Annotated in this window: 16 protein-coding genes; 2 read left to right on the plus strand and 14 right to left on the minus strand. The window is 31.5% G+C overall.

All coding sequences use genetic code 11. The annotated features are described in order from the left end of the window. Positions 1–422 precede the first annotated feature (422 nt). On the plus strand, positions 423–2,399 hold the full coding sequence (locus tag CSPA_RS21440; protein ID WP_015394480.1) for a sigma-54-dependent Fis family transcriptional regulator: 1,977 nt from the start codon (positions 423–425) through the stop codon (positions 2,397–2,399). A gap of 557 nt (positions 2,400–2,956) precedes the next feature. On the opposite strand, the gene citX is transcribed toward CSPA_RS21440, so the two are convergent. The 7 genes from citX to CSPA_RS21475 form a co-directional block, all read right to left on the minus strand. After that, entirely contained in the window at positions 2,957–3,478 is a 522-nt protein-coding gene (gene citX, locus CSPA_RS21445) for a citrate lyase holo-[acyl-carrier protein] synthase (RefSeq protein ID WP_015394481.1), read from the minus strand. A gap of 19 nt (positions 3,479–3,497) precedes the next feature. After that, on the minus strand, positions 3,498–5,039 hold the full coding sequence (gene citF, locus CSPA_RS21450) for a citrate lyase subunit alpha (protein ID WP_015394482.1): 1,542 nt from the start codon (positions 5,037–5,039) through the stop codon (positions 3,498–3,500). Further along, positions 5,032–5,931: a citrate (pro-3S)-lyase subunit beta gene (citE, locus tag CSPA_RS21455; protein ID WP_015394483.1), complete on the minus strand. Its 900-nt coding sequence runs from the start codon at positions 5,929–5,931 to the stop codon at positions 5,032–5,034. Before citE ends, citF begins: the two co-directional genes overlap by 8 nt. Next, entirely contained in the window at positions 5,931–6,227 is a 297-nt protein-coding gene (gene citD / locus CSPA_RS21460) for a citrate lyase acyl carrier protein (protein ID WP_015394484.1), read from the minus strand. The genes citE and citD overlap by 1 nt, the downstream gene beginning before the upstream one ends. 44 nt (positions 6,228–6,271) lie before the next feature. Next, entirely contained in the window at positions 6,272–7,297 is a 1,026-nt protein-coding gene (gene citC / locus CSPA_RS21465; RefSeq protein WP_015394485.1) for a [citrate (pro-3S)-lyase] ligase, read from the minus strand. Between the two features lie 78 nt (positions 7,298–7,375). Continuing rightward, complete coding sequence (locus CSPA_RS21470) at positions 7,376–8,563, minus strand: NAD(P)-dependent malic enzyme (RefSeq protein WP_015394486.1); 1,188 nt, start codon at positions 8,561–8,563, stop codon at positions 7,376–7,378. Between the two features lie 286 nt (positions 8,564–8,849). Next, the gene (locus CSPA_RS21475; protein WP_015394487.1) at positions 8,850–10,193 is read right to left on the minus strand and encodes a 2-hydroxycarboxylate transporter family protein; all 1,344 of its coding nucleotides are present in this window, start codon (positions 10,191–10,193) and stop codon (positions 8,850–8,852) included. Between the two features lie 799 nt (positions 10,194–10,992). Here CSPA_RS21475 and CSPA_RS21480 point away from each other — a divergent pair. Continuing rightward, a complete protein-coding gene (locus CSPA_RS21480) occupies positions 10,993–11,898 on the plus strand; it encodes a sugar-binding transcriptional regulator (RefSeq protein ID WP_241393374.1) in 906 nt (301 codons plus the stop codon). Between the two features lie 285 nt (positions 11,899–12,183). Here CSPA_RS21480 and pckA read toward each other — a convergent pair whose 3' ends face one another. The 7 genes from pckA to gltB form a co-directional block, all read right to left on the minus strand. Continuing rightward, complete coding sequence (gene pckA, locus CSPA_RS21485) at positions 12,184–13,761, minus strand: phosphoenolpyruvate carboxykinase (ATP) (RefSeq protein WP_015394489.1); 1,578 nt, start codon at positions 13,759–13,761, stop codon at positions 12,184–12,186. Between the two features lie 442 nt (positions 13,762–14,203). After that, positions 14,204–15,544, minus strand: a complete 1,341-nt coding sequence (locus tag CSPA_RS21490; protein ID WP_015394490.1) for a 2-hydroxycarboxylate transporter family protein — start codon at positions 15,542–15,544, stop codon at positions 14,204–14,206. Between the two features lie 600 nt (positions 15,545–16,144). Next, positions 16,145–18,238, minus strand: a complete 2,094-nt coding sequence (locus tag CSPA_RS21495; protein ID WP_015394491.1) for a glutamine synthetase III family protein — start codon at positions 18,236–18,238, stop codon at positions 16,145–16,147. A gap of 376 nt (positions 18,239–18,614) precedes the next feature. Continuing rightward, on the minus strand, positions 18,615–18,902 hold the full coding sequence (locus CSPA_RS21500) for a hypothetical protein (protein ID WP_015394492.1): 288 nt from the start codon (positions 18,900–18,902) through the stop codon (positions 18,615–18,617). A 176-nt stretch (positions 18,903–19,078) separates the two neighbouring features. Beyond that, entirely contained in the window at positions 19,079–19,990 is a 912-nt protein-coding gene (locus CSPA_RS21505) for a CPBP family intramembrane glutamic endopeptidase (protein WP_015394493.1), read from the minus strand. Positions 19,991–20,172: 182 nt separating this feature from the next. Continuing rightward, positions 20,173–21,648 (minus strand): glutamate synthase subunit beta, encoded by a 1,476-nt coding sequence (locus tag CSPA_RS21510; RefSeq protein ID WP_015394494.1) that lies wholly within the window; start codon positions 21,646–21,648, stop codon positions 20,173–20,175. Between the two features lie 13 nt (positions 21,649–21,661). Continuing rightward, positions 21,662–26,239: a glutamate synthase large subunit gene (gltB, locus tag CSPA_RS21515; RefSeq protein ID WP_015394495.1), complete on the minus strand. Its 4,578-nt coding sequence runs from the start codon at positions 26,237–26,239 to the stop codon at positions 21,662–21,664. Positions 26,240–26,356 lie beyond the last annotated feature (117 nt).

Raw genomic sequence — 26,356 nt, forward strand, 5'->3', positions numbered from 1 at the left:
CTATTTGCCTTCGGTTCTATCTACTAACTCGTATGTGTATAACAATATTATTAATATAACAAGTTGTACACCAACTTTCGATACTTTATCGAAAGTATAATTTTAGTAGATTTATTTACTATTATTTTTACTTCTATATAATCCCACCCACTTTTCTAACATTAGTAATTAACTTCAAAATAATAAACGTTTTCCTCTAACGCCCATTCATTTTTTACTATACTAAAATTTATATAGCAAGATTAATGCCAACTTTCTGGTCTCTATATAAATAAACTTTCACATAGATAAATCAAAGCTTTTTCAGTTCAATATTTTATTATTTCGTGTTCATTGTGTTTCCTTTTATAAACAATATTTGATTTTTCGAAATAAATGTTTTAAAATACAAATATATCTATAGAAATCGGAGTGGTATATTCATGGCAAAAATATTATTCATTGTTCCAACACAAAAAATCAAAGCTATTATTTATAATTACATAGAAGAATATTCAAATTACTATACTTCAATGTTTAATGAGAAACAACATTCAGAAATAGAAATAATCGTCTCCCCATCTTTAGAAAAAATTGATCTTCTTATTTATAATGCTGATATTTTTGTTGCTCGTGGAGCTACAGCTATACAAATAAAAAAGCTTTATCCTAATACTCCTGTTGTAGAAATCCCCGTTACAACTATGGATGTTGTATCATCTGTTATATCGCTACAAAAAGAAAACACTAACAATTCTCCAATTGCATTGGTGGGCTTTGGTAATATTTCATATCAATCACATTTTGCAAGTCAACTTTGCAATACACCTGTAATTCCTTTTCATTTTTCATACCATGACATTAGCACTAACCATATTTCAAAATTGTTAGATAAAATAGATTCTGATGGATTTAAATATATTATAGGCGGCATAAGAATAATAAATATAGCTCAACAAAAAAATATAATTTCTACTTGTCTGCACTGGGAAAGAGAAGCCATTTGGATTGCAATAAGGGAAGCACAACACACATCTGGCATACGTCACCAAGAACGTAAACGTGCTGTGTATTTCGAAAATATTCTAAATCATTCTCACGAGGGTATAATTTCAACAGATGCAAACAATAAAATTATACATATAAATTCATCTGCCGGGAAAATCTTAGATATTAATCCTCCTTTATGTACAGGTGAAAATTTAGAGACTATCATTCCAGATTCCAAATTTAAATCAATTCTTAATAATACTGAAGATTACTCAGACGAGTTAATAAAAACAAAAAATATTAATATTATATTAAACAAAGTTAACACTTCCCTGGGAAATGAAACGCTTGGTAATGTTATAACCTTTCAAAATGTTAACAATATATACAATACAGAATTAAAAATTCGAAAAAAACTCTATAACAAAGGTCTTATAGCTAAATACAATTTTACAAATATAATCGGCCACAGTGCTGCATTACAAGACGCAATAAAAAAAGCTAAAACCTTTGCAAAAACACCTTCAAATATATTAATTACAGGAGCCTCTGGAACTGGTAAAGAACTTTTTTCACAAAGTATACATAATTACAGCACAAGAAAAAGCGGATCATTTGTAGCTGTAAACTGTGCTGCGATTCCAGAAAATCTTATGGAAAGCGAATTTTTTGGCTATTCAGGAGGTGCTTTCACTGGCGCTTCCAAAGACGGAAAAATGGGATACTTTGAACTTGCTCACGAGGGAACAATCTTTTTAGATGAAATTTCTGAAATCCCATTAAACTTACAAGGTAAATTGCTTAGAGTAATTCAAGAAAATGAAATTATGCGTATTGGAGATGACAAAGTAGTTCCAATAAATATCAGAATTATTTGTGCAACAAATAAAGATTTGAAAATGCTTGTAAACCAAGGAAAATTCAGAGAAGATTTATATTATAGACTATGTGTCTTGCAATTACGCCTCCCTCCTCTTCGTGAACGTGGAGAAGATATTTTAAAAATTGCTAATCATTATATAGACCAATATGCTTATACAATTGCACAAAAACCTCCACTTTTATCTTCAGAAGCTGGCGAGCTATTTTTAAAATACTCTTGGGATGGTAACATTAGAGAACTTCGCAATATTTGCGAACAATTAGTAGTTTTAAATGAAACAGGAATAATATCTGATAAAGAAGTATCAGCTATACTTCCTATTGATACAAGTAAAGATATTGAAGAACCACTCATATTTAAAACACCTATATCAGATGATCTTTCGGCTAATAGAAAGAATTTTGAAAAAGATTTAATAATAAAAACTCTTGAAGAATGTAATTCAAATAAAACTAAAGCTGCTTCAATTCTTGGCATAAGCCGCTCTACTTTATGGAAAAAATTAAAGTATTACAATATAAAATCTAATACCACTTTTAACAAATAGCTCAATTTTCACAGATAAAATCAGCTTAAACTCTTTTATTTTAAGCTATAGGTATCCAACGCAAGAATTAAACTTATGTGGTGACTTACCGAAATCAGATACATATTCATTCCAGCGGACTAATGAAATTTTCGCTGGATGAGTTCTAAGTGGAAGGTTGCACCCATTTCTGCATGTTCCTAAAGTAAATTTATGACAAGCAGAAAGTGGAACAACCTTCCACTAATAACCATCACAGCTTAATTTCATATGCCGCTTGCACAAATATGTATCTAATTTCTAGTGTAATGTTACGATTATAATTTCTCGATAATGCATACATATTCCATTTATAAGTTTGATTATTAATTTGGATGTCTATAATAAAAATAGCAACATTTTACTTTTACATAGAAATATTTTATTATAAATCTCAAATTCATAAAATTTGAGATTTACTTTTTACACAAAAAGAGCTGTACACTAATTAGTGCACAGCTCTTTCTTTATAAATTAAATATTAATATCTTTAATTTATATACTTCCCTAGAAAAGTTTTTATTATGTTTAATCATTATTTAATCAATAGCGGAGGAGTTAATTATATATTTGACCTTATTCATTAACTCCTCCATTGAATGCTCTCTGCTTCTGGCACATGCTTTGGCACTATTGCTGCAAAGTAAACATCTTCTGGCATGAAGGCCTATTCCAATTCTACTAGTCAGTTCTCCATTTTCATTAAATACATCAATATCAAATAATCTTCCCAATCTATGATTTTCTTCAATAGATGTAGTTATCCTTTTTGTGCACCATGAACCTGCATCAACAACTAGGAATGCTTCATCACCACCCGCTGCAACTCTAACTGTTTTATGAAGCACTTTTATGTTTTTCTTTTCTAATTCTTCTTCTAATAATTTAATGCCCTTTTCATGAACTTTAGTAAAAGTCGAATTACACTTTTCTGTTCCTGGAATATTTAATGTAAAAGAAATCAAAGTATTTTTATAAGTTTCAATTAAATTCCGCTGCATTTCTGCTCGTTTTTCTCTTGCGTTAAGTATTTCTATAAGTACTTGGTTTTCTTCTTTCATATTAATTCCTCATTTTAATTTATTTTACTTGCTTTATAACGTCGATGATTGTTCCATCTCTGTATTCTACTAAACCAACTATCTTATCAGCAAATTCAATAGCCTTAGGCTTTCCAACAACACTTTCTGCCTTTTCTTTTAATTCTTCTATTGTGCATAAAGGTAATTTAGCCTTTGTGAATTTTTCTATTAAATCTTTTCTTAATGGATTTACTGCTATTCCTCTATCAGTTACTACTACATCAATAGTTTCTCCTGGAGTTATTACAGTAGTTACCTTTTCAACAATAGTAGGTATTCTTCCTCTGATTAATGGGCAGACTATCATTGCAAGTTTTGCTCCTGCTGCAGTATCACAGTGTCCACCAGAAGCACCTCTAATCACTCCATCAGAACCAGTAATTACATTAACATTGAAATCTGTATCTACTTCTAAAGCACTTAAGATAACTATGTCTAATTTATTAACAACACATCCTCTATTATGTGAATTAGCATATAAAGATGCACTAATTTCATAGTGATCTGGATTTTCCCCAATTGATTTTGCCGCTGTTAAATCAAAACCTTGAACATCACAAATCTTAGAAATCAATCCTTCTTGCTGCATTTCTACGAATTGTCCTGTTATTCCACCTAGTGCAAAGCTAGCCTTAATATCTTTTTCAATCATTGTCTTCTTTAAGAATCTTGCTACTGCAAGTGATGCTCCACCAGTACCACTTTGAATAGAAAATCCTGGTTTGAAATATCCCGAAGCTTCAATAGCTGATGCCGCGTTTTTAGCAATCAAAAGTTCTCTTGGATTCTTTGTATATCTTGTTGCTCCAGATACTATTCCATTTGGATCTCCAATTGCATCTACTGTTACTACATAATCTACATTAGTTTGTTCAATACTTGCAGGTACGTTTGGATATGGTACTAAGTTATCTGTAATAAGTACTACCTTATCTGCATATTCTGCATCTTGCTTAGCATATCCTAAAGAACCACAGAAAGATTTTCCGCTGTATCCATTAGCATTTCCGTATTCATCAGTACTAGGTGCACCTAAGAATGCTACGTCTATTTTTAATTCTCCTGATTCTATTGCTCTTGCTCTACCACCATGAGAACGGATTATAATTGGTGTATCTAAAATCCCACCTGATATAGCTTCTGCTAAAGCTCCTCTAACACCACTAGTTGTAATTTTGCTTATTACTCCGTTTTTAATATGCTCTACTACTGGTGCATGTACTCCACTTAAAGAACTCGGAGCTAATGTTAAGTTCTTGATTCCAAGTTTAGCTATAACATCTAGTACCATATTTAAAATATAGTCCCCTTCTCTTAGGTGGTGATGGAATGATATTGTCATGCCATCCTTAAGTCCAGTTGCAATTACAGCCTTTTCAATACTATCTAATAATTTACTATCTCCTGGTTTTGTTTGTGCTATTTGTCTTCCAAATTTACGAGTTTCAGGTTCATAGCTAAATGGTCCATTATAAGGTTTTAACTCCCCAATTCCTTCTACAACTTCTGGTACTTCTCTTCCAACTTTATTCTTAAGCATTTTCGTCCCCTCCTTCATTTACATATACGCCTGCAGCTTCTGCTAACATCAGTGCTCTTTGAGCTCTTTCTATTATTGGCTTATCTACCATTTTTCCGTCTAGAGACACAACCCCAGATCCTCTTTTCTTAGCTTCTTCAGCTGCTTTTATTACTCTTATTGATTTATTTATTTCTTTTTCTGATGGTGTATATATTTCATGAACTGGTCCAATTTGTCTTGGATTGATTACTGATTTTCCATCAAAACCTAATTGCTTAATTAATCTAACTTCATTTTCGAAGCCTTCTTCATTGTTTACATCTGAGTAAACTGTGTCAAAAGCATATATTCCTGCCGCTCTTGCTGCAAGTATTATTTGGCTTCTTCCAAATAATAATTCTATTCCTTCTGGTGAACGTGTTGTCTTTAAATCAGTTACATAATCTTCTGCTCCAATTGCTATACCCATAAGTCTTTTGCTAGCTGTTGCTATTTCTCTTGCATTCATTACTCCTAATGCACCTTCAACTGCTGCCATCATCTTTGTCTTTCCTACTGGGATTCCAGCTTCTTTTTCTATTCTTGCTATTTCATTTTCTACATCTATAATATCTTGTGCACTTTCTGTCTTTGGAAGTCTTATAACATCTGGCTGTGCTCTAACTATAGCTTCTAAATCTTCCATTCCACATGTGTCTAATCCATTTATTCTTACTACTGTTTCAACACCTTCATAATCTATAGTCTTTAATGCATTATATACTAAAAATCTAGCAGCATCTTTTTCATTTATTGATACAGAATCTTCTAAGTCAAACATTATTGAATCTGCTCCATAAATGTGTCCATCCTTTATCATTCCTGGGTTATTTCCTGGTATATACATCATTGTTCTTCTTAACTTGTACATTATTTTTCTCCTCCCCAGTTAAAGTTAGTTTCTTCTGCTGCTCTTAAAACTGCTGTTTGTACTCTTGCTTTTATAACGCAATCTAAAGCACCTTTGTCATCTGCTTTAACAGTAGCACTTTCAACATTCAGCTCTTTCAAAGTATCTGAAATGACCTTCTTTATTTGGTCACCATATTGCTTTTCTACAGAACTCTTTAATTGTATCATTATGTTTTTTTCTTGATTTGGCTCTATTACTACTGCAATATCGCTAGATTCTAATGTTCCAGCCATAGCCACTTTTTTAATTTCCATAATTGACCTCCTATGTTTTATTTCTAATTATTTATATATTAATTTTAGATTTTGCTGATTATATCTTTGCCCTCTGCAGACATCAAAAATTTATATGTTGTTTCTGGAACCATTTTTTTAACACCTAAAAATTTTTCTTCCATAATAAGCTGCCTAACTTTTGATGCACTTGTTATATATCCACCATAAGCAACCCTTGGAACCTCAATAACTTCTACATTATAATAAGGCATCCTTTCTTTCATAGTCTCATTATAAGTTCTGGTTACCTCACAGGTTGGTTCCTCACCTACATACCTTCTATTAATCCCCAATGCAGGCACTATGTATTTTGCGAAAATTTCAATATCTAATAATGTATGACTTTTTACTACTTCATCAGGCTTTTTTATAAAATATGATGGAAATGTCGCATTTGAAATAATATAATCTCCACATTTATGTAATACTACATTGTTTAAATGGCTTGTTCCTTCCTGAACTAATCTATATCTTACTTCTGCTGGGAAAATAGATCTGTCCTCAGAAACTACGAACACATGAACCACATCACTTTCTCTTGAAGCTTTTTCTATTAATGCTTTATGCCCCAAGGTAAAAGGATTACAATTCATGACCACACTAGATATTATATTTCCATCCACTTTCTTAGACTTTATCCCATCTACAAAATCACTTATACCAAAAGGATTGTTTTCAAGCAAAACTACTTTATTAGGCACTTCTGCTATTTTATAAAAGCCTAAATTTTTAAATATCTCTTGATTCTTTGGCTTTGTATAAACAAATAAGTGCATGTTTCCTCTTCTATATTGTTCACTTACTAAAGTAGATACTATTTTATTTGAAATTCCCATTCCTTTATAGCAACTATCAACAGCTATACACTTTAATATTTTTCCATCAAAAGAACCAGTGCCTATGACTTTATCATCGTCATATAAGGCAACTGTATACTGTATACTCTCATCAAATTTTAAATCCTGATCCTCAAGGAAATCCTTAACTTCATCTATTTCTTTAGAACCCATATCTTCAATAATTATTTCTTCTAAGTTAAGACATTCCATAAATATCACTTCCTTGTTTGTAACATAATAAATTTCTCTTATCTAATTTATGTTAGGTATAATAACAAAACTTTTTCGCTATCTTACCATTAAATATTCTCTAGTAAATCCTTGTTCGTTAGCTATATCAACAACCGCCTTTGAAACAGCTTCACAAACTTCTTTATTGAAAACACTAGGTATTATATAATCTTCTTTTAATTCATCTTTTGATACTAAATTAGCAATTCCTTTAGCTGCTGCAATTTTCATATCATCACATATTTCTTTTGCTCTGACCTTCAAAACTCCATTAAATATTCCCGGAAAAACTAGTACATTATTAATTTGATTTGGAAAATCTGATCTTCCTGTAGCTACAACCTTAGCTCCTCCAGCCTTTGCCTCCGCTGGCATTATCTCTGGAACAGGATTTGCTAATGCAAATACAATGCTATCTTTATTCATTGTTTCAACCATTTCCTTTGTTAATACATTTCCATCTGAAACTCCAACAAACACGTCTTTATCCTTTATAACATCTGATAAAGAGCCTTTTTCAAAGCCTCTATTAGTTACTTTTGCTATTTTTGCTTGAGCTTCATTTAAAGTGTCATCACCTTCAACTACTGCTCCATTTAAATCGCATAAAACTATATTTTGAACTCCAGCTGACATTAAAAGTTTCGCTACAGCAATTCCAGATGCTCCAGCACCATTTATGACAACTTTAATATCTTTTATATCCTTCTTAACTAATTTTAAAGCATTATATAAACCTGCTAACACTGCAATCGCAGTTCCATGCTGATCATCATGATAGACTGGTATATCTAATAACTCTTTTAATTTATCTTCAATATAAAAACATTCTGGTGCTTTTATATCTTCTAAATGAATTCCTCCAAAGCCAGGCGAAATGTTTTTTATAGTATTTACTATATCGTCAGGATCAATTGAATCTAAGCTTATTGGAATAGCATCAACATTACCAAACCTCTTTAATAACAGCGCCTTACCTTCTACTACAGGAAGTCCTGCTTCTGGCCCAATGTTTCCAAGTCCAAGAACCGCTGTCCCATTTGTTATTACTGCCACAGTTTTTCCTTTAATTGTGTACTGATAAGCATTATCTTTGTTTTTAGCTATCTCTAAACAAGGTTCTGCTACACCTGGAGTATAAGCTAGTGCTAAATCTTCGCCATTCGTTATTGGCATTGTACCTATAATTTCTAATTTACCTCTTTTTTCTCTATGCAATCTTAAAGATTCTTCCCTTACATTCATAGCTTTCTGCCTCCACTTTCCTTCCTTATTATAATAATATACTATCAGTTTTTTTGTTTTTTGTCAAAACATTTGTTATATTTTTAAACATATGTTTAAAGCATTCATTAGATTTTAACTTATTCATCGCAATATAGCTATTAATTATCGCATTAATATAAAAGTAGTCCATAAACATATGTTATTAAATTTTACATATGTTTATGGACTGCTTTGTTTTCATTTATGTATTTCAACAAATCCTACTATTATAAATTCTTTATTAACAAAAAATTTTATAAAGTTCTTACTTAATCATCTTAAGTAAAGCTATAGCTAATGTTACAGTTACTGCTCCTCCAATTCTTGTAGCAAGTTGACCAAAAGGCATAAGTTCTAATCTGTCACCAGATGTAAGTATAGATACAACTCCTGTTCCTCCTTGACCACTATTACATGCTGTAACCATAGCTGCTTCAACAGGATTCATTCCAACTAACTTACCAACAAACCATCCAACAACAACAATAGTAATAACTGTACATGTTATCACTATTAAATATCTAGGATTAGTAAAAACAACTACAAGGTTTTTCCATGGCGTCATAGCTACACCAACTCCAAACAACAAAGGTGTTGTTACACCTGTTACAATAAACCTAAAAAGTGAATATCCACCTTTTTCAATACTACTTGGAATAACTCCCACTACTTTAGCCATAACAACAGCAATAAGCATAACAATTGGTGCAGGCAATCCAACTAAAGAATTCACATATACACCAGCCATATAAAGGGCAAAAGATAAAATACCAGCAACTGTTAGTTGTGCCAAATCATGATGTGTATTAGCTTTATCTTTTTCGCCTTGTTGTGCAAGTTCTAGTATTTCATCATCTCCTCCAACTTTCAGTAATGTACCATTACCTGAATATTGAGGATATTTTTCTCCGATTCGCTTCAATAAACCCGCAAGAAGTATAGCCACCAAGCTTCCCAACATTACACACGGAAGAACCTGAGCAAACAAACCATCTTGGCTCTGTTGTAATACTGCTGAGTATCCCATAGATAAAGGCAATGCTCCTTCACCTACTCCACCCGCCATAACTGGTGCAATTATGAAAAAGTACGCTTCATAAGGACTAATCCCACACACAAAAGCTACAGCTATACCAACAAAAGATCCAATTACTAAAGACGAAACCATAGGTATGAATATTTTTACAAAAGCCTTCATTAAAACCTTTCTATTCATACTAAGAATACTTCCAACTATTATACATGCAATAAAAACATATAAAAAATTAGTCTGTTTCATAAATGTTGTTACTGAATCCGAAGCCATTTTAGGTATAAGATTAGCATACACCATATAAGATGGCAAAAATGTCGCCATAATAACCTTACCACCAATATGTTTGATTATAGGTATTCTTTTGCCTATTTCTTCACAAGTGAAACCATACAATATCATAATACATGCTGCCCCCAACATATCATTGGGTAATATATTCCTCGACAGCAACGCAATTACAACCACCAAAAGTGACAAATACACTCCAAGTGGCATAACTCCAATTTTCACACTAAAGATTCTTTTAAAAATCCTATGTTTTTCTACATTTCCTTCACTAACAAAACTAGCCATATCAAAGCCTCCAAACTCATTATTAATTAACTGATAAGTTATAATATTTAGTTTTAAAATCAATGTTAACATTAAATTTATTTATACCTTCATACCGTAAATCTTCAATACCATTATATATGATATCAATTTTTTTCAGATAAGTCAAAACATTTGTTAAATTACAACACAAATGTTAAAGGTATTTCTAGAATCTATTTACACTTTAAAGCCTTTTCAGAGGAAATGTCAGCTATTTTTCATAATAGTCATAATTTCTTCATTCAAATGTCTTTTCAAACACTTAACAAATGTTTATATATTAAACATTTGTTGATAACTCTGGTTCTACTTACTCTAAATAAACAATAACTGTTATAATTCTATAGCTTCATCATTGACTTTATTTTTTTACTTTTGATCAATTATTTTTTATATATTATTAATTTTTTTGAATTTTGCATAAAAACCTTTATTATTTTTTTCATTTTTCAGAATATTGCAATGCAATGCATTTTATTATACATTGCAAACACTCCTGCTCTTTAAGCAGTCTTACTCGAATTTAATCCTTTTTATTTCATCACAAAAAAATACATATATATAAGAAAAAAAGATTTTACGCCAATCTCTGATCATCATTTTATTGAAATACAACTTGAAAATACAATAATTTTACTCTATAATTAATATTATTTTACATTTGAAGAACTACTCACACAATATTTGGAGGTACACTATGTACGAATACGAAAAAATGAATGAGACAGAAAAATTAAACTTTCTAGCACAACTCTCCAATCTGTACTACGAATTAAACATGACACAATCAGAAATAGCAAATAAATTTTCAACTTCACGTTTCAAGATTTCAAAACTCTTGCAAGAAGCTCGTGATAGAAATGTAGTTGAAATAACTATAAACAATCCACACACTAGAGTAAACGAATTAGAGAATCTATTAAAAAGCAACTTTAATCTAAAGCACGTTATTGTCTTAGACAACAAGTCCCTTCCTTTAGAAGAAACTTTATCTTCTCTTGCCAAGTTGGGAGCAGAATATCTAGATTCAATAATTACTGAAAACTCAATAGTAGGAGTTTTATGGGGAAAAACAATTTCTAATGTAGTAAAACGGCTCAAACCCAAGAAAAAGTTACCTATAACTGTTGTTCAGGTTATGGGTGCAGCAGCTAAAGACGACCCATTAATTGATGCTCCAGAACTTATTCGTAAATTCGCAAATTCTTATGGAGGCAAGTATAAATACCTTTATGCCCCTTTATATATAGATAATGATTATGCAAGAAAAGCAATACTGCAGGAACCTGTTATTAATGATACTCTTTTTTTTGCTAACAAAGCAGACATAATACTAACCGGAATAGGAACTGTAGATGCTGTATTCGCTTCTACTTTGTGGTCAAAATATGTACTAGCAAATCAGCACAGTAGCAATTTAGCTTCATCAAAAGCTGTTGGTTGTGCCTTCGCACGCCTATACGACAACTCCGGTCAGGAGGCTGTTATTGATGTGAATTCAAAGATAGTAGGTATAGATTTAGAAGCAATTCATGCTGCAAATCATGTGATAGGTGTTGCAGCAGGAAAATTTAAAGCTGAAGCTATTTTAGGTGCACTTAGAGGCAAGTACATAAATGTACTTATCACAGATGATGACACAGCATTAAAAGTACTTTCCTTGGCTCAAATTGAAGTTAAATAAGTTTCCACACAAATATCTTTTTGCAGCTGCTTCACTCCAAGTCAAAGCAGCTGCGTTATACCTTTCAGACTCACCTTTCAATTAATAAAATTCTATCAACCTTCCTCAGTCCCCCTTTTTCCAACATAGTAGATTTCCTCAAACCATCAATTTACTAAAAACAATGCCTTTTTGTACAAAAAGAAGATCTAACAAAGTCCTATTTCTAACTTCATTAAATCTTCTCTATTTCTATAATATCTATTCTTCTTTCAGCTTGTCAATCTAGTACAACTGATACTTTGTTTATACTAGAATCTTATTCAATCCTGCTTCTAAGATATTTTCTGGCACATTATTGAATTTGCTAAAGTTTTCTTCAAATTTATCTGCCAACTCAAATGCTTTTCTATCATAAGCATCTTTATCTTCCCATAATTCTCTAGGATTTAATACCTCATCCGGAACACCAGGGCATTGCTTTGGTATTAATAAATTGAATACTGGATGCTCATAATATTCAACTTTACCAAGTTCACCAGAAATTATGCCTGTAACCATAGCTCTAGTATATGACAAGTTAATTCTCTTTCCTATGCCATATACTCCACCTATCCAACCTGTATTTACAAGGTATACTTCAGTGTCATGTTTATCTATTTTTTCCCCTAACAATTTAGCATAAACTGCTGGATTCAAAAGCATGAAAGGTTCTCCAAAGCAAGCTGAAAATGTAATCATAGGTTCTGTTATTCCTCTTTCTGTTCCAGCTACTTTACTTGTATATCCAGACATAAAGTGATACATTGCTGCTTCTTTAGTCAACTTACTTACAGGAGGCATTATTCCAAATGCATCTGCAGTTAAGAAAATAATTTTACTTGGGTTATTTCCAGTACCACTAACTTTAATATTATCTATAAATTCTATAGGATAAGCAGTTCTAGTATTTTCAGTCAGACTTCCATCTTTGTAATCTGGGACACCATTTTCATCCACTACAACATTTTCAAGGACAGCTCCAAATTTAATAGCGTTATATATTTCTTTTTCTTTTTCTTTATCCAATCCTATAGTCTTAGCATAACAGCCACCTTCAAAGTTAAACACTCCATCTTCACACCAACCGTGCTCATCATCACCTATAAGTTTTCTTTCAGGATCTGTAGATAAAGTTGTTTTTCCCGTTCCAGACAACCCAAAGAATACAACTGTCTGTCCATCATCACCTATATTAGCTGAACAATGCATTGGTAATACTCCTTTTTGCGGAAGTAAGAAATTCATTACCGAAAATATAGACTTCTTAATTTCACCCGAGTATGCAGTTCCACCTATAAGTATTATTTTCTTAGAAAAATTCATTAATACAAACGCTTCAGAATTCACTCCATCCTCTACGCCATCAGCTTTAAAACCTGGTGCAGAAATAACATTAAATTCCGGTATATGTTTTGCAAGTTGTTCCTCAGTAGGTCTTCTAAACATTTGTGTCGAAAACATAGCTTGATAAGCACATTCACACACAACTCGTATAGGCATTGAATATTCTTCCATAGCTCCTACATAACCATCAAATACAAACAATTCTTTTTCTTCAATATATTTTACAACTTTATTATAAAGTTTATCAAATACATCTTCTCCTATAGGAAGACATACTTCTCCCCAATTAACTGTATTTTCTGTAGTCTCATCTCTTACAATAAATCTATCTTTAGGAGATCTTCCTGTATACTTCCCTGTATTAACCACTAGAGCTCCCTTATCAGAAAGAGAAGCTTCTCCTCTAGCTAAAGCAAATTTCACTAATTCAGGTATTCCAGCATTTCTATATAATCCATTATGTTTCTTAATATTCAAGTAATCTAAACTTATATTCATAAAGTATTCTTCCTCCTCAGTCACATTTCTTATTTTTAATCACACTTATACAATTGTTAGTATAAGAATATCAAATAGCATTTACTTTGTCAAACATTTGTTATTATTACAAACATTTGTGCAGGATATTTTTTCTTTCAATCAGAAGTACTTTCCTTATATACAAATTAGTTTAATTATCAATTGTGGCTTATTAGAATTCTATATCCAGCATCTTTTTAATTACATTTGTCTTTCATTTAAACATATGTTAACAAAAAAATTGTTTTGCATAAAATAATACAATTTATTTTATTGTATTTTGCGAAAGTTCTTTATCATTGATATTCTTGTACACACAGAAAAAAACAAATCCTAAAAGTTAGCTTAATGCTCTTAGGATTTGTTATAACTTTAGCTTAACAATTATTTAATATATCACCGTATCTGATGCTCATTATTATTAGTTCAACATTCTCAACAATGAAATAGCTAAAGTAACTGTAGCTGCTCCTCCAAGTCTTGTAGCAACTTGAGCAAACGGAAGAAGTTCCAATCTATTTCCTGATGTAAGTATAGCTATATCCCCTGTTCCACCTTGTCCACTGTTACAAGATGTTACCATAGCAGCTTCAACCGGATACATTTTCATCGCTTTACCAACAAACCATCCTGTTACTACTACTGTTGTAACTGTACATACTATTACTATTAAATATTTTGGATTAGTAATAACTGCAACAAGATTTTCCCATGGTGTATTAGCAATACCAACTCCAAGTAACAACGGTACTGTAACAGCTGTTGTTATAAATTTAAATAGTGCATATCCACCTTGTTCTATATTGCTTGGAATAACTCCTGCTGCTTTAGCTATTACAACTGATAATAACATAACTATAGGTGCTGGTAATCCAATTAAAGAGTTTACGTATACTCCTAGCAAGTAAAGTGCGAAAGCTAGTACACCTGTTGCTGCCATTTTAGATATATCGATTTTTATTTCTCCTTTGGCTTTATTTCCTGCTTTTGCTGCTTCTAATACATCATCATCTCCAGATTTCAATAAAGCTCCATTACCTGAATACTCAGGATATTTTTCACCTATACGTTTTAACACACCAGCATAAATTATAGCAGTTAAGCTTCCTAACATTACACATGGAAGAACTGATGCAAACAAAGCATCTTGTTCTTGTCCTAAAACAGCTGCATACCCCATAGACAAAGGAAGTGCACCTTCTCCAACACCACCAGCCATAATTGGTGCTACAATAAAGAAATATGTTTTATATGCTCCAATCCCAAGTATCATCCCTACTCCAACGCCTACTACAGTAGCTGCAACCGCGCTTATAATAAGTGGTACAAACATTTTAAAGAAAGCTTTAATAAGAACCTGTCTGTTCATACTACAAATACTTCCTACTATTATGCATGCAATAAAAACATATAAGAAATTAGTACCTTTCATAAAAGTAATAACCGCATCACTTGCTTGCTTTGGTATAAGATGCGCATATAGCAAGTATGAAGGTAAAAACGTCGCCATGATAACCTTACCACCAATATTCTTAAAAATAGGTATTCTTTGCCCTATTTCTGCACAGCCATAACCATAAAGTACCATGATAGCTGCTGCTCCAATCATATCCTTAGGGAATATTTGTTTTTGAAGCAATCCTGTAACAATAAGTAATAAAATTCCATACACTCCTAAAGGCATAAATGCAATTTTGTAACCTAATACCTTTTTTAACATAGACGTTTGACTTGTGTTTTTTTCAACGTTTGAAATATCCATTTTGGATCCTCCCCTTGTTATTTCTGAATTTTTTATCTTCTTTTCGCAATGTTTAATATCATCATTTAACCTAAACGTTTTCCATATATTTAGTTATAAGCCGCAAACTATTAAAGCACCATATTTATTATTCATGAAAATATTTATAATTTCAAATTCAACCCACAGTGTTAATGTTTACATGCGTTACATAAAAACCTTATATTAAATAAACGATAATTTCATCACTACTCCTTTAAAGTATTTTGTACTATCATGTTATCATCTTTTTTTTACTTTGTCAAACAAATGTTAAAAATTATAACAATTGTTTGAATTATTATTCTATTTTTTTATTTTTATTAAGCTAAAGCAGCATATTAATTATCTGTTATACTACTTTCTTTAACATCTTTCTTTACATATGTTACTTAAATAAACATTTGATTTATTTTCTTGATATTTATTCTACTAATTATTATTATTTGATTAATCTATTCCTTACCCTGTCTTTATTTAATAGATATACTGTATCTTCTTTTGACTTCTAAAATTTAAATATTTAAAACAAAAAAATGAAGCGCTTTATTTCTAAAGCACTTCATTTATTAAAACTATATATTAAACATTGAATAACATATCACTATAAGTTGGTAATGGCCAGAAATCTTCATCAACTATAGTTTCAAGCTTGTCAGCATCTTCTCTTAAAGTATTCATTTGTTCAAACACTTCGTATCTGTACATCATTCCTAAGTCGAATATATCGCCTTTGAAGTTATCAGCTTTTCCAACTAATTCTTCAAGAAGTTTTACATTTTTACTCAATGAAGCTGTTAACTTAGAAACTTCAGTTAATAATTCAGTTTGAACAGATACATCAGCACCTACGCCAGTAGCTTTAATAGTATTTATTGATTCAGCTAGACTTGTAGTAAATTGAATTACTGCAGGTATAATTTGGCGTTTTGCCATTTCAAGTGTTGTTAAAGCTTCTATATTTATAATCTTATTATAGTTTTCAAGAGTTATTTCATAACGAGATTCTGCTTCAACTTTTGTTAATACTCCATGTTTCTCAAGAACTGCTTGGTTCTTTTCAGAAATCATAGCTTTAGCAGCTTCTACAGTAGACTTAATGTTTGGAAGTCCTCTCTTTTCTGCTTCAACAACCCATTCATCAGAATATCCATTACCATTAAAGATAATTCTCTTATGTTTTTTAACGATATCTGTTAAAATTGCTTGAATTTCAGCATCTAAATCAGTAGCTTTTTCTAATTTTTCTGCAATTTCAGATAAAGTTTCAGCAACGATTGTATTTAATACAAAGTTACATCCAGCAATTGAAGCTGATGATGGAACCATTCTGAATTCAAATTTGTTTCCAGTGAATGCAAATGGAGATGTTCTGTTTCTATCAGTTGCATCTTTTGGAAGCGCTGGTAAAGTATTAACACCAATTGTTAATTCACTTGCAGATTTAGAGCTTGTAGCTGGTCCCTTTTCAATTTGTTCTAATACGTCTTCTAATTGATCTCCTAAGAATATTGAGATTATAGCTGGAGGAGCTTCATTCGCACCTAATCTATGATCATTTCCAGCATTAGCCGCTGATACTCTTAATAAATCTGGATATTCATCAACAGCTTTTATCACAGCACATAAGAATAAAAGGAATTGTTGATTATCGTGTGGATTCTTACCTGGTTCAAGAAGGTTCATTCCATCATCTGTACCCATTGACCAGTTATTGTGCTTACCAGATCCATTTACACCAGCGAATGGTTTTTCATGAAGCAAGCAATATAAGTCGTGCTTTGCAGCAATTTTCTTCATTAATTCCATTGTAAGTTGATTGTGATCTGTAGATATATTTGTTGTACTGAATATAGGAGCTAATTCATGTTGAGCAGGAGCAACTTCGTTATGCTTAGTTTTAGCTAAAATACCAAGCTTCCAAAGTTCTTCATCTAACTCTTTCATGAAATCAGAAATTCTTTGTTTTATTGTTCCGAAATAATGATCTTCAAGTTCTTGACCTTTTGAAGGTTTTGCACCAAATAAAGTTCTTCCTGTTAAGATAAGATCTTTACGAGCATCATACATTTTCTTATCAATTAAGAAATATTCTTGTTCAGGACCTACTGTTGTAATAACTCTTTTAGTAGTTGTATTACCTAACGCTCTTAAAACACGTAAAGCTTGAGTATTTAAAGCTTCCATCGAACGTAATAATGGAGTTTTCTTATCTAAAGCTTCACCATTATAAGAACAGAAAGCTGTTGGTATGCATAAAGAACCATCTTTAATAAATGCTGGCGAAGTACAATCCCATGCAGTATATCCTCTAGCTTCAAAAGTTGCTCTAAGTCCTCCTGAAGGGAATGAAGATGCATCAGGTTCACCCTTAATTAATTCTTTACCTGAAAATTCTAATATAACTTTTCCATCTGAAGTTGGACTGATAAAAGAATCATGCTTTTCTGCAGTAATTCCAGTCATTGGTTGGAACCAGTGAGTAAAGTGAGTTGCACCTTTTTCAACAGCCCAATCTTTCATTGCTGAAGCAACTACATCAGCAACATCTGCTTCAAGAGCAGTTCCTTTTTCAATTGTCTTTTTTAAAGCTTTATAAGTAGCCTTTGGAAGACGTTCTTTCATTACAGCATCACTAAATACATTTGAAGCGAAAACTTCGTTGATTTTGTTCATTAATAAAATCTCCTTTCAGATACACAACATTATTTGAATTGATATTAACTACTTGAAATAATTAATAATTTTATAAAAATTTTAGAATATAAATATTAAATTGTCAACAATAAAAACATAAAATAATAGTAAAATTCCTACTTATAAATACATATTTACCACAAAATGTATTTATAAAAAAATATGGAATCAAAGAAACAAATAATATTCTTTAACTCCATTGCTAAAATCATAATTAAATTATAATATACTTTTTATTACTACTATATACCATAAAAACTGCCATAGTCTTATCTTTGGTACTGCTTAATTATACTATATTTTTACCAATTATTCAACACTGAATTAATTTTTACAAATAAAATTTTATAATTGATTATTTTTTACTATCTACATCTTCATATTCAACATCGATAACTTCACCATTAGTATAATCATCACTTTGAATGTCATAATCATATTTTTCATCTTGGGCATTGCTAATCTTGTCAGAATTACTCGCTTCATTTCTCCCTTTGATAAATCGAACAACTTTTGTAATAATATAAATAATCCCACCTGCTAATAAGAGCCATGGAAAAATTTTTACAAATATTTTAAATACAAAAAATAATAATAAGATTGTACCTATAATATAAATGTACTTTTTTAATTCTCTGTTCATTTCACTCAACCTCTACTCACTAAGTTTTTAATATATTCATCCAAATTTTTAATATGTTACAATTCTTAAATAACTATTTTCTAATCAAATTATAAGCCTTTAAATCACTTACGAACTAATTCATTCAGTTCAAATTATACATCAAGAATATAATATTTACAATGTACTGATAGCAACTAAAATCTTGCATCTGTAGGTAGAAATTTATATATTAAGAAGATGGTTATTAATAATAAAAACGTAACTATAATTCCACCTTCTGGTCCAAAACTCCCACCATTAATTATACTAGGTACTAATGTCTTTACAGAATATATTGAATCAGTAATATTTCCACTTACTAAAAATCCAAAGACATCTCCTTGAAAGTAATTCCAAGTTATGTGATAACCTATGCATATCCAAATACTTTTGGTTTTTATAAAAATATACCCCATTGTAATTCCAAACAAAAATAAATTAATATATGCTACTACACTTATTCCACTATTCATAGAATGCATTAATGAAAAAATTATCGAAGATACTACTATAGGAATCCAGGTTATTTTAGTTTGCTTTAATACAGTCATACAATATCCTCTGCAGAAAAGTTCTTCATTTATTCCAACAAAAATAAAAATTATTAATTGAATGATTAAAGACTTTGAAAAATGTGGATTAATAAAACCATTTATAAGAACCACCGATTTACTTAAAATCAATATTAAAGCAACTATTGTAAACGAAACAGCCCCAATGAACAATCCAACACATAATTGTTTCCAACTCTTTTTTAAATTTGTCAGCCCAATATCTTCAAGTTTACCATTGTCACCCTTCTTCCAAAATAGAACTACAAGAATAATTAAAGTTATACACTGAATTAAATATAGACATATGCCCGGAAAATAGTTCATACTAGAAAATTGTTTATCTATTAAACCAACATCAAGATATGCTTGAGGATTTTTACTAAATAATAGTATAGAATATATCAAACAAAAAATTCCTGATATTATGATTGTTAAAATAAAATATATTAGATAGAGAGATGCTATTTTCCATCCAGATCTAACTACATTATCACTGTTTTTAATTATTTTCATTCTTTTATTTTAACCCTTCCTTAATAATATTTAAAGCAGTTATCAAAACCATTTAACTTTACTAATTATTATAACTTTTTACTTAATAAAATTATATTAAAATAACCTTAATTTTATCCTAATTAAATGAAAATCTTTTATAAAAAAATACCTCCAGAAAGTTTCCGGAGGTATTCTTTATATTATTCTGTTCTCAAAAATCTGTCAACTGCTATAGCAGATTGCATTCCTTCACTTATTGCAGTAACAACTAGTGATTGACCACGTCTAGCATCACCTGTTGAAAATACTTTAGGTACATTTGTCTTGAAGTCTATATCATTTGCTTTAACATTGGTTCTTGCATCTGATTCAACTCCAAAAGCTTCTTTAATATAACTTTGTGAACCTGTGAAACCCATTGCTAGCAATACAAGTTCAGCCTTCCAATTCTTTTCTGAACCTTTAACTGGTATTGGTCCAAATCTTCCATTTTCATCTTTTTTCCATTCAACCTTTACCGTATCAACACTTTCAAGATTTCCATCCTTATCGGCATGAACAGCTGTAACTGTTGTTAAATATTCTCTTGGATCTTTACCATATAAAGCCATAAATTCTTCTTGGCCATAATCAACCTTAAGAACCTTTGGCCATTCTGGCCATGGATTATTTTCAGCTCTTTCTTTGACTGGTTCACCCATTATTTCAAATTGAACTAACGACTTACATCCATGTCTAAGGGAAGTTCCAACACAGTCTGTCCCTGTATCTCCACCACCAATAACTATTACATTTTTACCTTCTGCTGAAATATATTCCTTATCCCCATGTTTAGAATCCAAAAGACTCTTAGTGTTAGCCTTTAAGAAATCAACTGCAAAATGAATGCCTTTAATCTCATTTCTTCCTTCTACATTAATATCTCTAGGTTCAGATGCTCCTGTAGCAAGGACTACTGCATCAAATCCATCTAAAATTTGTTTTGCATCATAGTTGTCTCCAACATTTGCATTAGTAACAAACTTTACACCTTCTTCAGCCATTATGCTAACTCTTCTCAAGATAACTTCTTTATCAAGCTTCATATTCGGAATTCCATACATTAATAATCCGCCTGGTCTATCGCTTCTTTCAAAAACAGTAACTTTATGTCCACATTTATTTAAGGTATCAGCAGCAGCAAGCCCTGCTGGCCCTGACCCAATTACAGCAACGGTTTTACCAGTTCTTTTTGCAGGAGGGTTTGCTTTAACATAACCATTTTGAAAAGCAACATCAATTATGCTTCTTTCATTTTCTTTTATAGTAACTGCTGGGCCATTTAATCCAGCAGTACATGCAGATTCACATGGAGCTGGACATACTCTTCCTGTAAACTCTGGGAATGGATTAGTCTTATTTAATCTTTCATAAGCCAAGTCCCATTTATCTCTGTACACTAAATCGTTCCATTCAGGAATTAAATTATGAAGCGGACATCCTGACACCATACCTGAAAATAATACTCCAGATTGACAAAATGGAATTCCACAATCCATACATCTAGCACCTTGGATACATTGCTTTTCCAAAGGAAGTCTTGAATGAAATTCATTATAATCTTTTAATCTTTCTTTAGGTTCTCTATTTGTTCCTACTTCTCTATCATACTCTAAAAATCCAGTTGGTTTACCCATTTGCCTAACCCTCCTATATTCCTTTGATTTCTTGGAAAGTTTTTATTAATGCATCGTCCTCATTACATCCAAGATTTTTATACTTTTCAACAGTTTCTAATACCTTCTTATAATCTTTAGGTATTATTTTGTGGAATTTAACTTTTTCTGTTTCAAAGTTGTATAATATTTTATTTCCTTTAGGAGAGCCTGTGACTTTTACATGTTCTTCAATTAAGTTCTTTAATTCTTCTTCATCTTCTAAGCTTAACTCTTCTAATAAAATCATTTCTTCATTTAAATTTATTCTGAAGTTCGGATCTTCTTCGTAAAGATAAGCAATTCCTCCACTCATACCAGCTGCAAAGTTTATACCTACTTTTCCTAAAACAACTACTTTACCACCAGTCATGTACTCCAATCCATGCGCTCCTACTCCTTCAACAACAGCAGTTGCACCAGAGTTTCTAACGCAGAATCTTTCACCAGCAATACCATTAATAAATACTTTTCCCGAAGTGGCACCATATAAAGCAACATTACCTATTAAGATATTCTCTTCTGCAACAAAGGTTGATTTCTTTGGAGGATATACTACAAGCTTACCACCTGATAATCCTTTTCCAAAATAATCATTTGCATCTCCTTCTATTTCAAAAGTTAAGCCTTTTGGAATAAAAGAACCAAAACTTTGCCCTGCTGCTCCATTACATTTAATTGTAATTGTATCTTCTGGTAATCCTTCTCCTCCATGCACTTTTGTCACTTCTGAACCTAAGATAGTACCAAGAGTTCTATCAGTATTAGTGATATCAACCTCTAGACTTACCTTTTCACCATTAGTTATAGCATTTTTGCATTTATCTAAGAATATTTTCTCATCCATTACTTTATGTAACTTAAAGTCATATTTCTTAGTAGCATCGAATTTAACTACTTTACCTCTGTATTTATCTGGAGTATGAAGTATTGAACTTAAGTCAATGCTCTTTGCCTTCCAGCCATGAGCATTTTCTCTTTGTTTAAGTCTATCTACTCTACCAATCATCTCATCAAGTTTTCTATAGCCAAGCTTAGCCATGATTTCTCTAAGTTCTTCTGCTATGAAGTACATAAAGTTAACAACATATTCTGGCTTTCCTTTAAATCTCTTTCTAAGTTCTTCATTTTGAGTTGCAACTCCTACTGGACAAGTATCTAAGTTACAAACTCTCATCATAACACATCCTAATGCTACAAGCGGTGCAGTTGCAAATCCAAATTCTTCTGCTCCAAGTAATGCTGCAATAGCAACATCACGTCCACTCATAAGCTTACCATCAACTTCTACTCTAACTCTTTCTCTTAAATCATTAAGCAATAAAGTTTGATGAGCTTCAGCTAATCCAAGCTCCCATGGAAGTCCTGCATTTTTAATAGAGTTCTTTGGTGATGCACCAGTTCCTCCATCATATCCTGAAATTAATATTACTTCTGCTCCGCCTTTTGCAACACCAGCAGCAACAGTACCAACTCCACATTCAGAAACTAATTTTACTGATACTCTAGATCCTGTATTAGCATTCTTTAAGTCATAAATTAATTGAGCTAAATCTTCTATTGAATAAATATCATGATGCGGTGGTGGTGATATAAGACCAACACCTGTAGTTGAATGTCTAGTCTTTGCAACCCATGGATAAACCTTAGTTCCTGGAAGTTGTCCTCCTTCACCAGGCTTTGCTCCTTGCGCTAGTTTTATTTGAAGTTCATCTGCATTAACTAAATATTCAGAAGTTACTCCAAATCTACCAGATGCAATTTGCTTGATTGAAGACCTCTTTGAATCTCCATTTTCATCTACAGTCCATCTTTCACTGTCTTCTCCACCTTCACCAGTGTTAGATCTTCCACCAATTCTATTCATTGCAATTGCAAGTGCTTCATGAGCTTCCTTAGAAATCGATCCATAAGACATAGCACCTGTCTTAAATCTCTTAACTATTTCAGCAACTGGCTCAACTTCATCTAAAGGAATTTCTTTAGAGTTATAATTAAAATCTAATAAGCCTCTTAATGTTATTTCTGCTTTTTCATCATCAATTAATGAAGTACATTCTTTAAATAACTCATAATTACCAGTTCTTGTTGCTTCTTGAAGTTTATGAATAGTTAATGGATTATATAAGTGCTTTTCTTGACCATCTTCACCAGATCTTAATTTTTCATATCCTGGTGAATCTAATGCAAAGTCAGCAGCATAAGTTTTGTCTTTAAAGCCTTTTTCATGATTTATTTCAGCTTCTTTTTGAATTTCCTTTAAGCTTATTCCTTCAATTCTACTGATAGTATTAGTAAAGTACTTGTCTATAACTTCTTTTCCAATACCTATAGCTTCAAATATCTGAGCTCCTTGATAAGATTGTATTGTTGAAATACCCATCTTAGAAAGAATCTTTATGATTCCTTTAAGTACCGCTTTATTATAGTTATAAACTGCTTTATGATATTCTAGAATTAATAATCCTTCTTCAATTAAGCCCTTTAATGATTCATAAGCCATATATGGATTTATAGCTGATGCACCAAAACCAATCAGGGTAGCAAAATGATGGATTTCTCTTGGTTCTCCACTTTCTAATACTATTCCAACTGATGTTCTAGTTCCTTTTTTAACCATATATTGATGAAGAGCTGATACTGCAAGTAATGATGGAATTGGAATTTTTGCTTCAGATACATTTCTATCAGATAAGATTAATATTGTATAACCTTTTTCATATGCATCTTGTGCTTTTTCAAAAATATCATTTAATGCAGTTTCTAAAGAACTACCTTTATCAAATACTATATCAATAACTTTTGATTTTAAATTTGCATCATTAAGTGCTTTAATTTTAGCAAATTCTTCATCATTGATTATTGGTGAATCAAGTTTAAGTAATTCACAATTAGAAGGCTTGTCTTCTAATATATTTCCTTCTGGCCCTATGTAAACATTAGAAGCTGTAATTATCTCTTCTCTAATAGCATCTATAGGCGGATTAGTTACTTGAGCAAATAATTGCTTAAAGTAATTAAATAATGGTTGTGCTTCTTTAGATAATACAGCAAGCGGAACATCTACACCCATTGCTGCAAGAGGTTCTGCCCCTGTTTCAGCCATTGGAAGCATAGTTGTTTTTACTTCTTCATATGTATATCCAAAAGTTTTTTGTAATCTTCTTCTTGTTGCTCCATCATATTCAATTTTGAATTTTTTACTTTCTTTTAGCTTGTCTAATGTAACTAAATTTTCGCTTAACCATTCTTCATATGGATTTTCAGTTGCATAAGCTTCTTTTAATTCTTCATCATCTATTACTTCTTTTTTAACTGTATCAACAAGTAACATTCTACCCGGTCTTAATCTATCTTTCTTTTCAACAATTTCAGCTGGAATATCCAACGCACCAACTTCTGATGAAAGAATTAATCTTCTATCTTTAGTTATATAATATCTTGATGGTCTTAAACCATTTCTATCTAGAACTGCACCAACTTTTTCACCATCAGTAAATACGATAGCAGCTGGACCATCCCATGGTTCCATTAATGTGGCATTATATTCATAAAATGCCCTTTTTTCTTTACTCATAGTTTTACTCTTATACCATGGTTCTGGAATTGCCATCATAACCGCTCTAGTTAAGTCCATACCATTCATATATAAGAATTCTAAATTATTATCAAAGATTGCAGAATCTGAACCTTCTTTATTTATAATAGGTAATACTCTATTTAAATCTTTTCCTAATGCTCTAGATTTAACATTTGTCTCTCTAGAGTAAACTCTATTTACATTTCCACGAAGTGTATTAATTTCACCATTGTGAATCATAAATCTATTTGGATGAGCTCTTTCCCAGCTTGGGAAAGTGTTTGTACTATATCTTGAGTGAACTAACGCTAATGATGTTTCTACTCTTTCATCTTCTAAATCTTTATAGAATTCTCTTAATTGTGTAGATAAAAGCATTCCTTTATATACGATTGTCTTTGAAGAGAAAGATGCTATGTAGAAAGTTTCATTCAAGAATTTACTTATCCATCCAGCTCTTTTTTCTATATTTCTTCTAACTATATATAATTTTCTTTCGAAATCTTTTCCTCTTTTTATGCCATTAGGTTTCTTAACAAAAGCCTGAGCAATAAAAGGCATTGCTTCTAAAGCAGCTTTTCCAAGAATCGAAGAATTTGTTTGAACTTCTCTCCACCCAATCAGTTCAAGGTCTTCTTCTTTAGATATATCATCAAAAAGGCTCATAGCTTCTTTTCTTGCCTTTTCTTCCTGTGGTAAAAATACCATAGCAACAGCATAATCACCTTCATTACCAAGAGTCATCCCCTTAGCTTTCAATTCTTCTTCAAAGAATTTATGAGGTATATTAAATAATATTCCTGCTCCATCTCCTGTATGTTCGTCAGCACCAGTTCCACCTCTATGTTCTAACTTTTCAAGTATAGTCAAACAGTCTGATAATATTTCATGAGATTTCTCGCCATCAATGTTTACTATAGTCCCAATTCCACAAGCATCATGTTCAAAACATGGATTATATAGCCCTTGCGCATTCGGATTATTGTTTTCCATGAAAATTCCCCCTTGAGATAATAATATATTTCTTCTTACTTTTTACTTATTACATAAATCTATAAATTAAATCTTAATAATCTTAAGATATAATTATCGCATTAACTAGTGTCAAAA

This window comes from Clostridium saccharoperbutylacetonicum N1-4(HMT) (genome assembly GCF_000340885.1).
Classification (GTDB): domain Bacteria; phylum Bacillota; class Clostridia; order Clostridiales; family Clostridiaceae; genus Clostridium; species Clostridium saccharoperbutylacetonicum.

What these genes read in the sequence shown, in the direction of transcription:
- CSPA_RS21440 (WP_015394480.1), top strand. Translation starts at nt 423, where the DNA reads ATGGCAAAAATATTATTCATTGTTCCAACACAAAAAATCAAAGCTATT.
- citX (WP_015394481.1), bottom strand. Translation starts at nt 3,478, where the DNA reads ATGAAAGAAGAAAACCAAGTACTTATAGAAATACTTAACGCAAGAGAA.
- citF (WP_015394482.1), bottom strand. Translation starts at nt 5,039, where the DNA reads ATGCTTAAGAATAAAGTTGGAAGAGAAGTACCAGAAGTTGTAGAAGGA.
- citE (WP_015394483.1), bottom strand. Translation starts at nt 5,931, where the DNA reads ATGTACAAGTTAAGAAGAACAATGATGTATATACCAGGAAATAACCCA.
- citD (WP_015394484.1), bottom strand. Translation starts at nt 6,227, where the DNA reads ATGGAAATTAAAAAAGTGGCTATGGCTGGAACATTAGAATCTAGCGAT.
- citC (WP_015394485.1), bottom strand. Translation starts at nt 7,297, where the DNA reads ATGGAATGTCTTAACTTAGAAGAAATAATTATTGAAGATATGGGTTCT.
- CSPA_RS21470 (WP_015394486.1), bottom strand. Translation starts at nt 8,563, where the DNA reads ATGAATGTAAGGGAAGAATCTTTAAGATTGCATAGAGAAAAAAGAGGT.
- CSPA_RS21475 (WP_015394487.1), bottom strand. Translation starts at nt 10,193, where the DNA reads ATGGCTAGTTTTGTTAGTGAAGGAAATGTAGAAAAACATAGGATTTTT.
- CSPA_RS21480 (WP_241393374.1), top strand. Translation starts at nt 10,993, where the DNA reads ATGACACAATCAGAAATAGCAAATAAATTTTCAACTTCACGTTTCAAG.
- pckA (WP_015394489.1), bottom strand. Translation starts at nt 13,761, where the DNA reads ATGAATATAAGTTTAGATTACTTGAATATTAAGAAACATAATGGATTA.
- CSPA_RS21490 (WP_015394490.1), bottom strand. Translation starts at nt 15,544, where the DNA reads ATGGATATTTCAAACGTTGAAAAAAACACAAGTCAAACGTCTATGTTA.
- CSPA_RS21495 (WP_015394491.1), bottom strand. Translation starts at nt 18,238, where the DNA reads ATGAACAAAATCAACGAAGTTTTCGCTTCAAATGTATTTAGTGATGCT.
- CSPA_RS21500 (WP_015394492.1), bottom strand. Translation starts at nt 18,902, where the DNA reads ATGAACAGAGAATTAAAAAAGTACATTTATATTATAGGTACAATCTTA.
- CSPA_RS21505 (WP_015394493.1), bottom strand. Translation starts at nt 19,990, where the DNA reads ATGAAAATAATTAAAAACAGTGATAATGTAGTTAGATCTGGATGGAAA.
- CSPA_RS21510 (WP_015394494.1), bottom strand. Translation starts at nt 21,648, where the DNA reads ATGGGTAAACCAACTGGATTTTTAGAGTATGATAGAGAAGTAGGAACA.
- gltB (WP_015394495.1), bottom strand. Translation starts at nt 26,239, where the DNA reads ATGGAAAACAATAATCCGAATGCGCAAGGGCTATATAATCCATGTTTT.